This is a genomic window from Psychromonas ossibalaenae ATCC BAA-1528, assembly GCF_000381745.1.
GTDB classification, from domain to species: Bacteria; Pseudomonadota; Gammaproteobacteria; order Enterobacterales; family Psychromonadaceae; genus Psychromonas; species Psychromonas ossibalaenae.
On sequence record NZ_KB906977.1, the window covers coordinates 38,047 to 51,560 of the forward strand.

Sequence of the window (13,514 nt, forward strand, 5' to 3'; positions counted from 1 at the left end):
GCCGGGCTGGAGGGGATTGCGCATCGTACCAGTCTAGTGTTTTAGTTATTAAGTGATAATTAAAGGAGATGAAAATAGATACTTTATTTGTTCTTTTAACTAGTCAGAAATTAACGTAGGGATAATAGAGGTTAAGGGGTATAATACGCCTCATTTTATTTTCTATTAATCGTTTGAGAGCCAATATGTTAAGTTACTTTATTCCAACCGCCAAAGGTTTAGCCCCTCTACTTGAAGTTGAGTTGAAGGAGATGGGTATTGAAAATACCAAACAAATGAATGGTGGTGTGACTTTCGACGGCACATTAGAAGCGGGCTATAAAGTTTGTTTATGGTCGCGTTTTGCTTCTCGTGTACTGTTAAAGCTGAGTGAGTTTAAAGTAATAGACTCACTGGACTTGTATTTAGGCTGCAGCAATATTCCCTGGGAAGAGCATTTTGATGTAAACAGCACCTTCTCGATCGATTTCTCCGGCACTAACGATGAAATTCGTAATACCCAGTTTGGCGCCCTAAAAATCAAAGATGCAATTGTGGATCGCTTCCGCAAGAAATGTGATGACCGTCCAAGCGTTGAAAAGCGTGATGCTGATATCCGTTTTAACGGACGCTTATGGAAAGATAAAGCAACTATCTATTTAGATCTTTCCGGCTCTCCGCTGCATCTGCGAGGTTACCGCACCATTGCCGGTGAAGCGCCGATGCGTGAAACCTTAGCCGCCGGTATTGTTAAACGCAGCGGCTGGAAAGGCGAAGCACTTTTAGATCCTATGTGTGGTTCAGGTACGATTGTGATTGAAGCTGCTATGATGGCGCTGAATATTGCACCGGGTTCACTGCGTCAGACTTTTGGTTTTGAAAAGTGGAAAAAACATGACTTGGAGTGCTGGCAGACATTAAAAACTTCTGCTCAGGTTTATGGTAAACGCGCAGTTAATCAGTGTGAAACACGTTTTTACGCTTCTGATTTAAGCAAAGATATGATTGAAATTGCCCGCAAAAATGCACAGCGTGCGGGTGTTGCCGAGTTAATTGAGTTTTCCGTTGCCGATGCGAAAAAAGTACTGCCGCCGGTAGAGTTAGAGACCGGCATGGTGGTGACTAACCCGCCTTACGGTGAACGTTTAGGCGGTTTCAGCGACACTATTACCCTGTACACTGAACTTGGTTACCATTTCAAAGATGCGTTTGCCGGCTGGAATCTGTCAATGTTTGCTATGGATACTGAACTGCTTAGTTGTTTAGGAATGCGTGCAGGCAAGAGTTTTAAATTCTTTAATGGTCCGATTGAGTGTGTCCTTAAAAATTACCGTATTTCTCCTAAACGAAATGTAGTTCAGGTTGAAGAAGTCGCGCCGGTTGTTGAATCGAAAAAGTCAGAGCCGCTTAACCCATGGACAATGGGTCGTGATGATGATCCGCTGAAAATGGGCGAAGAAACAGAATCAGAACTGGTATTTAAAGAAGTTAAACAGATTAAACCTGCTATCTATTCTGAAGCATTTGCTAACCGTTTAACTAAAAATCTGAAGAAGTTAGAGAAATGGGCAAAACGCGAAAATGTTGAATGTTACCGCATGTATGATGCCGATCTGCCTGAATATAATGTAGCGATTGACCGTTACGGTGAATACATCATTATTCAGGAATACCGTGCGCCGAAAGAGATTGAAGCAGGTAAAGTACGCCGTCGCTTCTTAGATGTTGTTTCTACCGTGCGTTATATGCTGGATCTTTCCGATGACAAGCTGGTGATTAAAGTACGTGAGCGTCAGAAAGGGCGCCAGCAGTACGAAAAACTCGACACTAAAAAACAGTCTTTAGTGGTACGTGAAGGTCAGGCTAAGTTATTAGTTAACCTGCAGGATTATTTAGATACCGGTCTGTTTTTAGATCACCGTCCAACCCGTTTACGCATCTCGAAAATGGCGCAGGGCAAAGATTTCTTAAACCTGTTCTGTTACACCGCAACGGCCTCTGTGCACGCTGCATTAGGCGGCGCTAAGTCAACAACCAGTGTTGATATGTCGAAAACCTATTTAGCCTGGGGTGAAGATAACTTTGCAGAAAACGGCATTAAAGGTAAACATGAGTTTATCCAGCAGGACTGTATAAAATGGCTGCAGCATGCTCATGAGATGTTTGATCTGATCTTTATCGATCCGCCGACATTCTCAAATTCAAAACGCATGAAAGATGTGTTTGATGTCCAGGATGATCATGTTGAACTGTTAACTTCTGCAAGTAAGCGTTTGAATGCCGGTGGCGAGATTATTTTCTCCAATAATAAACGCGGCTTTAAATTAGATAACGATGCGGTTAAAGCATTAGGTTTTTATGTTAAAGATATCAGCCAGTCATCTATTCCTGAAGACTTTAAACGTAACAGCAAAATCCATCAGTGCTGGATTTTAACTAAGCATGATAAGTAATAACGAGATAAAATAATGGCGGATAAAAATCTGTTGTTATATTTCACTGACGGCTGTCATTTGTGTGATGATGCCGTCAAATTATTACAACAAACAAACTGTTCATATTCCAAAGTCGATATTATCCACGATCAGAGATTAGTGGATTTATACGGTTATTCTATTCCTGTTATTGAAGATAATAACGGGAATACCATTAACTGGCCATTCAGCCTGCAGGAGCTGAACGATTTTATTCATATTCACACCCAATAAAAAAGAGTATTTACGTGGCATTATTAACTTTACATAACGCAGAACTCGCCTTTGGTGACAGTGCATTATTAGATAAATCCAACCTGGTGATTGAACCTAACGAACGTGTTTGTTTAGTAGGGCGCAACGGTGCAGGAAAATCAACTTTATTAAAAGTGTTAGACGGCCGTATTCAGCTTGATGACGGCAGTCTTCTGATTAATACCGATGTAAAAGTGGCGCGTTTAGAGCAGGATCCGCCTACCGCAAATACGATGAGTGCCTACGATTTTGTTGCGTCGGGTATGGAAAATGCGGGTGAAGTATTAAAAGAGTATCACCATCAGCTGCATGTTATTGCTGAAGACTGCAGTGAGAAACAGTTAAATAAATTAACCAAACTCCAAGAGCAGATAGATCAGCTAGATGCATGGCAGTTAGACAGTAAAATCAATCAGATTTTAGATCGTTTAGCGATCGATCCGGATACCATGCTGGATCAATTGTCGGGCGGCTGGTTACGTAAAGTTGCGCTGGCTAAAGCATTAGTAAATGACCCGGATCTGCTCCTGCTTGATGAGCCTACCAACCACCTGGATGTCGGTACAATCGAGTGGTTAGAGCAGTTTTTAATAAGTTTTCAGGGTTCAATTGTCTTTATTAGTCATGACCGTGAATTTATCCGCCGTTTATCAACGCGAATTATCGATATTGACCGTGGTAATTTAAGTTCATGGCCGGGCGGTTATGATGATTACCTGATTGCTAAAGAAGAAGCATTACGTGTTGAGGAAGAGCAGAATTCAGAATTTGACCGTAAATTAGCGATTGAAGAAAAATGGATCCGTCAGGGGATTAAAGCGCGTCGTACGCGTAACGAAGGGCGTGTTCGTGCACTTAAATCTCTGCGTAATGAACGCGCTGCCCGTCAGAATGTGCAGGGCAAAGCTAAAATTAATATTGATGTTGCCAGCCGCAGCGGAAAAATCATTTTTGAAGCTGAAAATGTCGCTTACAGTTACGATGATTTATGTATTGTGCGCAACTTCTCTACCACTATTATGCGCGGTGATAAAATTGCCTTAGTGGGACGTAACGGCTGTGGTAAGAGTACTTTACTCAAACTATTTTTAGATCAGCTGCAGCCTGACAGCGGCAGTGTGAAATGTGGTACTAAATTAGAAGTTGCATACTTTGACCAGTATCGCGATACCCTGGACCCTGAAAAATCTGTGATGGACAACCTTGCTGAAGGTAAACAGGAAGTTGAGGTTAATGGTTTAAAACGTCATGTGCTTGGTTATCTGCAGGACTTCTTATTCCACCCGGTACGTGCGCGTACACCGGTAAAAGCTTTATCTGGCGGTGAAAAAAATCGTCTTTTACTTGCCAAAATTTTCTTAAAACCGAACAATTTATTAATCCTCGATGAACCTACCAATGATCTCGATGTCGAAACGTTGGAATTATTAGAAGAGCTTCTGTCAAATTATCAGGGAACTCTGCTGCTGGTAAGTCATGACCGTAGTTTTGTTGATAATACTGTTACCCATACTTGGTTCTTTGACGGTAATGGTAATGTTGAACAGTTTGTCGGTGGCTACAGCGATGCCGTTCGTCATAAAACACAAAGCGAAGCTGCGCGTCAGCCTGTTATTACTGAAGCTAAAGCTCAAGTTAAAAAAGACAAAGCACCAGTAAAAGCAGCTGCAAAGAAAAAGTTATCATACAAACTGCAGCTCGAACTTGACGGTTTACCGCGCGTTTTAGAAGAGTTAGAAACAAAAGTTTCCGATCTTCAGAAAAGCATAAATACGCCTGAGTTCTTTACTAAAGATAAAACTGAAGCGGATAAATTCTTAGCGGAGCTTGCTGATACAGAAGCGCAGCTGGATGAGGCATTTATGCGCTGGGAAGAGTTAGAAGAATTACAAAATGGAGAAAACAGTTAAATGAATTATAAAGTTACAATAGCCGGCATGGCAGTATTGTTTGCTGCTAACAGCTGGGCTGCCGATCAGGCCGCTTATTATACAGTAGAGAAAATCACTGAAGCCCCCGCCGATGGTGCCAGCTTTGGTGCATTTCCGTCTGCACTTTCAGCTGATAATGAATTTATCGGTACTTACTCACTAAAAGCTAACCTTTCCCGTGATATTGATATCGGTCTTCCTCTGACTTTTAACCGTGAATGTCAGTACGATGATGTTTATTGTGACCTTGATTATTATGGGTCAGAAAATGCGGGTGACTTAAGCTATGAAAACGGCTATCAGGCATGGCGAAATGCTCAGTCTGATGTTTCATTAAACAGAACAAATAGTTACAGCAGTTATTTTATGGGTAATACGTTGTTAAGCGGCAGCGACCAGGCGCAGAACCCGTACACCGAAACAACGGGGACTGATACTACCGATGTGAAAGTAACTGATACCAGCGATGAAATTTCTGGGGATCGTTTTTTGACCGGTTACTCTTCTGCACCCTATGACAGCAGCGGTAACCGCGAGTTTGTCCGCCGTGCATTTATCAAATCATCAAGCGGCGGCAGTGTAACTTCTTTACTGCCAGAGTTTCTTGGTGATAGTAACGGTGAGTTTGCTCATCTGGGCAGTAAAGGCGGCTTTACTAGTGCTTATAAATTAAAGGAAGTTACCTATTCAGGCGGCACGACTAAGACCTTAGTTGTTGGTGCAGCCAGTGTTTCTTACCCTAAAGGTAACACTGATATTTTTAGACGTTGTTATGCCAGCGAGACTGAAGAGGATCGTTATAACAATAATGAATTAGACAACTGCCCTGGATTTGATACTCAGGCATTTGCCTGGGATGTGAGTACATTAGTCGCTGGTGGTTCTGAAGCGGAATTGACAGGATTTAAACTAGCTACTACCTGGCTGCATGGCAATACGACCAATGAAAATAGAAATGTCGTTTTCGCAGGCAGCGCGTTAGATATCAACAGTTCGGGTATTGCAGTCGGTGTATCTACGACTGAAGATGAAAGATACAATTATGCCGGACGTCAGCGCGCAATTATTATGGTACCTGATGCAGATGGTAATTATGGCGAGCCGATTACTTTAACAGCGGCGACTGCTGATATCGGTGATGATGATGATCAAAAGACGGGTATATATAATACCTGGGCATCAGCGGTTAATGACAGCAGTATAATTATGGGTAACCGTGAGTATAATAATGCCAAAGGCAGCAATAAACCCACTGAACTTTTTGTTTATGACAATACAAGTGCCGCGATTAAGTTCCCTCTCCTAGACAAAAAGGTACTGACTACCAAGCAGCGTTTAGCGGGCGAAAGTAACTATAAGTATGGTGCTAACAGCCGTGGTTTTGATATGAATAATGCCGGTTTAGTGGTTGGTGAAGCCGATGATTACGATCAGGATAAACCTGTTGTTGACGGCTCTCCGCGTGGTCAAACTGCTTTTTTATATGATAATACCAGTGGAGAAAGCTGGAGAGTTAATGATCTCATCTGTAGTCAAACGGCTGATGTTGTTACTTCGCCTTATTACCGCATTAGAAGTGCGCGTGTGATTAATGAAAGCGGTGTAGTATTAGCGGAAGGTTTTGAGTATCCGAATGCCAGTGACTATAAGAATATGGTTAATGCACAGCAGGTATCGTTTAAACTGACACCTACTGCTGGTATGTCTCCAAATGACAGTCCGAACTGCTGGAACTCTGATCTGTTAAACGCAGAAGAAGAAACTTATGACCGTCAAGGTGGAGCAGGTTTCTGGTTATGGTTATTTGCACTGCCGTTATTATTGGTTCGTCGCTTCTGTAAATAAGAAACCGGGCTGAAAATAAAAAGGCTTGTTATGGTTATTCATAACAAGCCTTTTTTGTATGTCATTATTTTTCCTGCGGAGGATAAGTACTCAGCATTAATTCAACCTGGGTCTTAATAAATTCTGCTCGTTTTTCCGGTCCCATTGTCTCACCTAACTGGCTTTGAGAAATAGAATGCCATACGACAGAGCTGCTTAATGGATTTAAAAACTCAATGACTATCTTGCCGTATTTGCGCTCGCGATAATGGCTGGGCGTACTCATGCCAATAGTGCCTACTCCTCTGCCTCTACCTCGAGATACGCCAATACCTATGCTGCTGCCGTATGATTCCAGTTCAGTCGCACTGTCGATACGATAATCCACTAACAAATCTGCCTGCTGTCGACCTGTCTGTTTAATGCCTTTTCGGCTTAGTTGTAGTGCAACTGCTTTTTCTATGCGTGAACCGTCAATACTGACAGTTTCGTCTTCAAGCGGGGCTGCAAATGCAAAGTTTTTATACTGAGAAAAATCATGACCTATAACATAGTCAGTAGCAGGTTTTATGGTACAAGCTGATATTGATAAAACTAATAAAAAAGCGGTAAAAATACGTAACATTAAATACTCCAATGGTAATGAAAGACGTTATAACAGATGCTATGACAAGAATAGTTGAGAAACAGCTGAATGTTTGTAGCCAGGTTTAAAATACTTTTTATTGTGTATCATAATGTATAGCAACAGCTGGTTATCGCTTACTATGTAATAGTGTTCTACACTAGCTGTCATTAAAGTGTCATATTGTTAGTGCATATTATAGCAAACTCACTAATTTCCTATTCATTTACGCTTGTTAAAACGGCCGCTAGCTTCGTTCTTGATTTTGTAATTAGAAGAACTAGTTACTGCAGTCAACGCCTTGCTCTCATCCATTTTTTCTACGCCTAAATAGAGCATCAAATTAATGGAATTGGTATTACCTTAAGTATAAGCAAGTATTATAAAGATTGGAGTTCGGCATGAAATTTAAGACCTTAGCTGCAGCCGCATTTAGCGCAGCTTCACTATTCACAGCTAGCGCTGCAGCCGAGATGACTCTGCCAAGTTATGAAAAAGTGAGAGGTGTTTCAGGAAATTTTTCCTCTGTCGGCTCTGATACATTAGCAAATATGATGACATTCTGGGCTGAGGAGTTTAAACGTAATTACCCGAATATTAATATTCAGATTCAGGCTGCTGGTTCGTCAACTGCTCCTCCGTCATTAACCGAAGCTACCTCGCAGTTCGGCCCTATGAGCCGCAAAATGAAGTCCAAAGAGATTGAAGCTTTTGAAAAACGCTACGGTTATAAACCTACCCCGGTCCGTGTTGCTATTGATGCATTAGCAGTATTTGTTAATAAAGACAATCCGATTGAAGGGCTGACCATTAAACAGCTTGATGCGATTTTCTCGGTAACTCATAAATGCGGTGTGCCTAAAAATGTACTGCGCTGGGCTGACGTTGGTTTAACCGGCCGCTGGTCAGGCAGAGATATGCAGCTGTTCGGACGTAATTCGGTTTCTGGTACCTATGGTTTCTTTAAGAAAAAAGCCTTATGTAAGGGAGATTTTAAGAATTCTGTAAATGAACAGCCGGGATCGGCATCTGTGGTTCAGTCGGTTGCATCATCTCTTAATTCAATTGGTTATTCAGGTATTGGTTACCAGGTAGCAGGCGTTAAAGCTGTTGCACTGTCTAAGAAAGGAGGGCCTTTTGTTGAAGCTTCTCTGGAAAATGCAGTATCAGGAAAATATCCGTTATCTCGTTTTTTATACGTTTATGTTAATAAGCACCCGAATAAACCTTTATCACCGCTGCAGGCTGAATTTTTAAAAATGATACTGTCACAACAGGGGCAGGCAATTGTAAAAAAAGATGGTTATATTCCATTGCCGGGAAGCATAGCAGCCAAAGAGTTAGCTAAATTAGGTTTGAATTAATTTATCGAACAACAAAAAAACAGCGCTTAAAAGCGCTGTTTTTTTGTTACTTAGTTTATCAACTATGATTGAAAGTTAATGCTCACTAAATTTGGTCGGCTACAGCCTAAATATTTAGCTATGTACAGGCTGAATTATCGGTGCAGTTTTAATGTTCACTAATTCCTATCTGGTTACGCCCAGAATCTTTCGATATATATAGGCTGAATTATCGGTGCAGTTTTAATGTTCACTAATTCCTATCTGGTTACGCCCAGAATCTTTCGCTATATATAGGCTGAATTATCGGTGCAGTTTTAATGTTCACTAATTCCTATCTGGTTACGCCCAGAATCTTTCGCTATATACAGTCCTAAATCAGCAGTCTTAATCCATGTCTGATAATCTGGAATATTACCTGTGATATGTGCAATGCCGATGCTTGCTGTGATTTTTACCTCTTTGCCCTGATATTGGAACTCAGATGACTCTATTGATTCACGAACACGCTCGGCAACCAGTTGGGCACTTTTAAGATCTGTGTCTACTAGAATTAGGGTGAACTCTTCACCGCCGTAGCGTCCGGCAATATCGGTTTCACGCATGTTTTTACGTAAACAGTTAGCAACTTCGCGTATCACTTCATCACCGAACGGGTGACCGTAAGTATCGTTAACCTGCTTAAAGTGATCAATATCCAGCATAATTAATGATGACGGCTGCTGTGTTCTAGTATGGCGTTTATATTCCTGCTGGCAGCATTCACGCCAGTAACCCTGATTGTTTAACTGTGTCAGCGTGTCTGTATGGCTGAGATGCTCTAACTTTCTATTCGCCTCCTCGAAGGCCTGTCTGTTTATTGCGACATCTGTGACATCGTAAATGATCATGCAGATTTGTGTTACTTTGCCGACGATGTCTGTTAACGGCAGGAAGGTGACGTTCTGGTACATAAATTCAGCACTGCTGGTAATCGGCCGGTAGCTTTTAAATTTAAACAGATACGGACGCTGTTCCCAGGTTGTGAATGCTTTGTTTTTTAACAGACAAACACTGTTAATCTTCTGCTGCAGCCAGTCACTGGGAATATCACCAAACAGGTCTACTAATTTTCGATCCACCACATGGCTGGTTAATAACCCGGAATGATTTTCCATAAAACCATTCCAGACCTTAACATTCATATCAAGGTCGATAATCACCAGTCCCACATCGATATTCTGAACCATATCAATAAGCCAATGGATATCTTTAAGCTCTATACTAGTACTCATTATTTCAACAGGTATCCTATTTTGTTAGTGAGAGTGTCGATCGAATCTTCAGTAAATAAAAGTAATAAATCACACTTAATATTGTAATTATCAATTCTGTAATTAACTTCAATGGCTAAGGTTTTCTGCCAGTGGTCCTGTCTGTTTTTAATCAGTTCTTCAACCCGGCGGTGTTGTCCGAGTACACTTGGCTGTCCCTGACTGAAGCTGATATCAAGCTGCTCTGCAAGCCCGTTTAAAAATGCGCCGATTAGAATGTTTGAAATATCGTTCATTACTTCAATTTCAATATGATCATTGAGTGTTTCGTTGTACTTAAGCAGTTTGGCCATGTCATTGAAGCTGGAGTCATGGAAAATCATAATAGCTTCACCGCTGATACCCGAGCTGATAAATCCCTGACAGACCGCTGACACATTATCGCTGCTGGCAATTGACGTTAATGCCATGTGCAGCTCACTGGTTTCCAGCGTGTTTACATTAGGAATCGGCAGTAAAACAAACACATCAAGTAGACGCGCAAGTAAGTCACCTGCTCGGCCCATAGCGATATTTGAAACCTCCTGCAGTGCGTCGCGCAGGCCGATATTTTCCGAACTTTCGGCCTCAGCAAGTGAATGATGACTGCCGGCTTTATAAATGCCGTATGAGGCAAGTAATGTGGTAAGTACTTCCTGATTGATTGGTTTCTGGATAAAGTCAATGGCACCCATTTCGCGCACTTTTTTATGCGCTTCGGGCTGAATATCACCAGATATAACAATAACAATTGCCGGAAGGTCTTCTTTACAAATTGCTTCGAGTACCTCATAACCGTCCATTACCGGCATGTTGAGATCTAAAAAGACTATATCGCCTTTTCCCTCTCGGATAGCGTCAATGCCTAAGGCTCCGTTTTCGGCAAAGCTGATAGTGATATCCCAGTCTTTGGGCAGGGAGCGTGCAATTGATTTGCGGGCAAGCTTTGAGTCGTCACAAATTAAAACGGGTAATGACATAATGTTCCTAGAATATATCTTTGTTTCGCGTAATGTTTCGTCCGTGAAATCATGTAGTGAATGTAATAATATTAATAGCGTAAGGATAGGCCATCTGTGGGGTTTAGCGCTATTATTTTTTAGTGTAAAGGATAATTATTACTTATTATTCGATAAAAATGTGAACTCTAATTCCGCAAAGTTTTTATTTGCAGTGATAATGAATATCTTTAGTTATTAATAAATTGGAAATAATAGTGACTTCATTACATAAAAAATCATTTGTGGTTGCCTTAATTGTCGGCACTGTTTTAAATCTGATTAACCAGTACCCGCAGTTGTTTTCTGATTTATCTGTTAACTGGCTTCAGGTTGCAACAACTTATTTAGTTCCTTATTTAGTCTCGTTCTTTAGTTCAAAAAGTGCTGTTAATCAACACCAGACAGCAGCTGCAGATGTACAGAATCAGCAGCCGGAACATTGTGAGAAACTGCTCGAAATCACTGGAAATGCGAATGTCAAAGTAACTGAAATTGCAGAGAATGCTAATGATGTAAATCAACGTTCTAAAGCCCGGGTCAGATTTGTTGATGAGACTCTGAATGAGGTTAAATCAATGGCTGATGAATCCCACTCGGTTGTAGATCTGTCACAGGAATCATTACTGGGAATCGAGATGGTGAATAAAAGCTTTTCACAGCTTGAGCAGCAGCAGGCGCAGTTTATGAATGAATTTAGACAGTCGGGAAGCTGGGCTGAAGACTTATTATCTGAAACACAGGCGTTTACTGAGGAATTCATGAAAATTGAAGAGATGGCAAAAACCATTACTGCGATCTCTTCACAGACAAATTTATTAGCTTTAAATGCCTCAATTGAAGCCGCGCGTGCGGGAGAGGCCGGGCGGGGCTTTGCAGTTGTTGCTGACGAAGTTAAGAATCTGGCCAATAAATCCGGCGAACATGCAGGTGAGATTAATCAGTTAGTCGCCTCATTATCGGAAGCGAGCAGCTGTTTATCTGCTAAGGTGAATAGTTTTTCTAAGCAGATGACTGCGTTGCTCGGTCAACAGGATAACGCAGCTAGCGAAGTGGTTATGCAGTCAATTGCCGCATTACTTGATAATATTAACCAGATGTCCGGCAGTGCAGGCAGTCAGTTAGGCCTGGTTGACGGTATGGTGCCGAAATTTGAGCAGATAGCTGAAGATACAAGAGCCGCTGTTGCGGGCTCGCAGCGGAATATAGAGTTAAGCAGTGCCATCTTAGCTGATCTTGCTAAAATAAATAAATAATTATCGGCCGTTTACTAAAGGCTTTAAATTCATACTGATAATAACCGTATTTCCTATGCGTTTATCCCCAGCCCATTTTATCCGCTTGTGAGAATAATTTATGTTATCGAATTGACTAGCAGCAGTTATACTGCGCACCAAAAGGTGCTGATGCCTTTACAGCAAATCCAATAATTTTCTATTCATTTATGCTGGTTAAAATGAATCCTAGTTAGACATAAAACTATGTTTTAGTCTTTGTTATTGACTTTGTAATTAGAACAACTAGTTACTACAGTCAATGCCTTGCTTTCATTCATTTTTCCTACGCCTAAATAGATCACCTAATTAATGGAATTGGTATTAATCAAGTTAAAGGAAATGTTTGTGAGAGTCATACTAGCACCTATGGAAGGTGTTGCTGACGCCTTTATGCGTAATCTGCTGACTGATATCGGTGGTTATGATATGTGCGTTAGTGAGTTTATTCGTATTGTTGATCAGTTATTACCGCGAAAAGTATTCCGCCGCATGTGCCCGGAACTGCATAACGGCAGTAAAACAGAAGCTGGTGTACCGGTAAGGGTGCAGCTTTTGGGACAGGATCCTAACTGGATGGCTGAAAATGCCTACCGGGCTGTGTCCATGGGCTCGCAGGGCTTAGATCTGAATTTCGGCTGCCCGGCACGAACAGTGAATAAAAACCTTGGCGGTGCTTTATTGCTGAAAGAGCCGGAGCTTATCTACCAGATTGTCAAACAGGTCAGTGAAGCCATTCCCGATGATCAGGTTTTGTCCGCTAAAATTCGCCTCGGCTGGGACTGTAAAAGTCAGTGTGTAGAGATTGCACAGGCGATTCGTGATGCCGGTGCTAAAGAACTGACGGTTCACGCCAGAACCAAAGAAGAGGGTTATAAGCCGCCTGCACACTGGCAGTATATTAAGCTGATTAAAGACTCCATTGATATTCCTGTTATCGCTAATGGTGAAATATGGACCAAGGCTGATTACATAAAGTGTAAAGAGATAAGCGGCTGCGAAGACGTGATGATCGGCCGCGGCGCAGTGGCTGTCCCGAATTTAGCTAAAGTGTTAAAAGGCGAAATTAAGATGCCGTGGCATGAGGTTAAACAGCAGCTGCTTAAATACAGTGATTTTGAAACAACGGGGTCAAAAGAAAGATATTATCCGCAGCGGATTAAGCAGTGGCTGCGCTACATTGCTATGCAGTACAGCGAAGGTGAAGAGTTGTTTGTTCAAGTCCGATCTATCAAGTCTACTACTGACATTATCAAGGTGTTAAGTACCTAAGTTGAGCTGGCCTGCAGTATTTTAGCCGTTGTGTTTTGATTCGTAGTGCCATATTTTTGTGTGATATGTTTCACGGTTTTTGTTTCTGCTGTTGAAGTGAAAATATGACATTTACGGATAAATTAGGAAAGTGCCTAACAATCAATAAGATGCACAAACCTCTCTTGTAAGAACATGTTTTTTTTAGAAAGTTGGCTTTTAATTGATGCTTGGCTAAGGTTGTAAAGACTTACAGATAAGAATGCAT

General features: G+C 41.5%; 10 protein-coding genes. 7 read left to right on the forward strand and 3 right to left on the reverse strand.

Annotated features, from left to right (window positions below):
* Positions 1 to 185: 185 nt before the first annotated feature.
* Genes rlmKL through G327_RS0107400 form a run of 4 tightly spaced genes read left to right on the forward strand, consistent with a single transcriptional unit; the run spans position 186 to position 6,484 of the window.
* Entirely contained in the window at positions 186 to 2,432 is a 2,247-nt protein-coding gene (gene rlmKL / locus G327_RS0107385) for a bifunctional 23S rRNA (guanine(2069)-N(7))-methyltransferase RlmK/23S rRNA (guanine(2445)-N(2))-methyltransferase RlmL (protein WP_019614122.1), read from the forward strand.
* Between the two features lie 15 nt (positions 2,433 to 2,447).
* Entirely contained in the window at positions 2,448 to 2,687 is a 240-nt protein-coding gene (locus G327_RS0107390; RefSeq protein ID WP_019614123.1) for a glutaredoxin family protein, read from the forward strand.
* A 14-nt stretch (positions 2,688 to 2,701) separates the two neighbouring features.
* The gene (uup, locus tag G327_RS0107395; protein ID WP_019614124.1) at positions 2,702 to 4,618 is read left to right on the forward strand and encodes an ATP-binding cassette ATPase Uup; all 1,917 of its coding nucleotides are present in this window, start codon (positions 2,702 to 2,704) and stop codon (positions 4,616 to 4,618) included.
* Positions 4,619 to 6,484: a DUF3466 family protein gene (locus G327_RS0107400; RefSeq protein WP_019614125.1), complete on the forward strand. Its 1,866-nt coding sequence runs from the start codon at positions 4,619 to 4,621 to the stop codon at positions 6,482 to 6,484.
* 64 nt (positions 6,485 to 6,548) lie between these two features.
* Here the strand turns inward: G327_RS0107400 and G327_RS0107405 are convergent, their stop codons facing one another.
* Positions 6,549 to 7,088, reverse strand: coding sequence for a DUF4136 domain-containing protein (locus G327_RS0107405; protein WP_019614126.1), 540 nt, complete (start codon positions 7,086 to 7,088; stop codon positions 6,549 to 6,551).
* Positions 7,089 to 7,489: 401 nt separating this feature from the next.
* Between G327_RS0107405 and G327_RS0107410 the strand changes: the two genes are divergently transcribed.
* A complete protein-coding gene (locus G327_RS0107410) occupies positions 7,490 to 8,452 on the forward strand; it encodes a PstS family phosphate ABC transporter substrate-binding protein (protein ID WP_019614127.1) in 963 nt (320 codons plus the stop codon).
* A gap of 296 nt (positions 8,453 to 8,748) precedes the next feature.
* Here G327_RS0107410 and G327_RS0107415 read toward each other — a convergent pair whose 3' ends face one another.
* Together G327_RS0107415 and G327_RS0107420 are read right to left on the reverse strand one after the other, a co-directional pair.
* Positions 8,749 to 9,705, reverse strand: a complete 957-nt coding sequence (locus G327_RS0107415; protein WP_019614128.1) for a sensor domain-containing diguanylate cyclase — start codon at positions 9,703 to 9,705, stop codon at positions 8,749 to 8,751.
* Positions 9,705 to 10,703, reverse strand: coding sequence for a response regulator (locus G327_RS0107420; RefSeq protein WP_019614129.1), 999 nt, complete (start codon positions 10,701 to 10,703; stop codon positions 9,705 to 9,707). Before G327_RS0107420 ends, G327_RS0107415 begins: the two co-directional genes overlap by 1 nt.
* 236 nt (positions 10,704 to 10,939) lie before the next feature.
* On the opposite strand from G327_RS0107420, the gene G327_RS0107425 reads away from it, so the two are divergent.
* Positions 10,940 to 11,977, forward strand: coding sequence for a methyl-accepting chemotaxis protein (locus tag G327_RS0107425; protein WP_019614130.1), 1,038 nt, complete (start codon positions 10,940 to 10,942; stop codon positions 11,975 to 11,977).
* Between the two features lie 366 nt (positions 11,978 to 12,343).
* Positions 12,344 to 13,267 (forward strand): tRNA-dihydrouridine synthase, encoded by a 924-nt coding sequence (locus G327_RS0107430; protein WP_026339246.1) that lies wholly within the window; start codon positions 12,344 to 12,346, stop codon positions 13,265 to 13,267.
* Positions 13,268 to 13,514: the final 247 nt, after the last annotated feature.

Excerpts from the sequence above, each read along its gene's own strand:
- G327_RS0107410 (WP_019614127.1), top strand. The coding sequence starts at position 7,490 with ATGAAATTTAAGACCTTAGCTGCAGCCGCATTTAGCGCAGCTTCACTA.
- G327_RS0107405 (WP_019614126.1), bottom strand. The coding sequence starts at position 7,088 with ATGTTACGTATTTTTACCGCTTTTTTATTAGTTTTATCAATATCAGCT.
- G327_RS0107415 (WP_019614128.1), bottom strand. The coding sequence starts at position 9,705 with ATGAGTACTAGTATAGAGCTTAAAGATATCCATTGGCTTATTGATATG.
- G327_RS0107390 (WP_019614123.1), top strand. The coding sequence starts at position 2,448 with ATGGCGGATAAAAATCTGTTGTTATATTTCACTGACGGCTGTCATTTG.
- rlmKL (WP_019614122.1), top strand. The coding sequence starts at position 186 with ATGTTAAGTTACTTTATTCCAACCGCCAAAGGTTTAGCCCCTCTACTT.
- G327_RS0107420 (WP_019614129.1), bottom strand. The coding sequence starts at position 10,703 with ATGTCATTACCCGTTTTAATTTGTGACGACTCAAAGCTTGCCCGCAAA.
- G327_RS0107400 (WP_019614125.1), top strand. The coding sequence starts at position 4,619 with ATGAATTATAAAGTTACAATAGCCGGCATGGCAGTATTGTTTGCTGCT.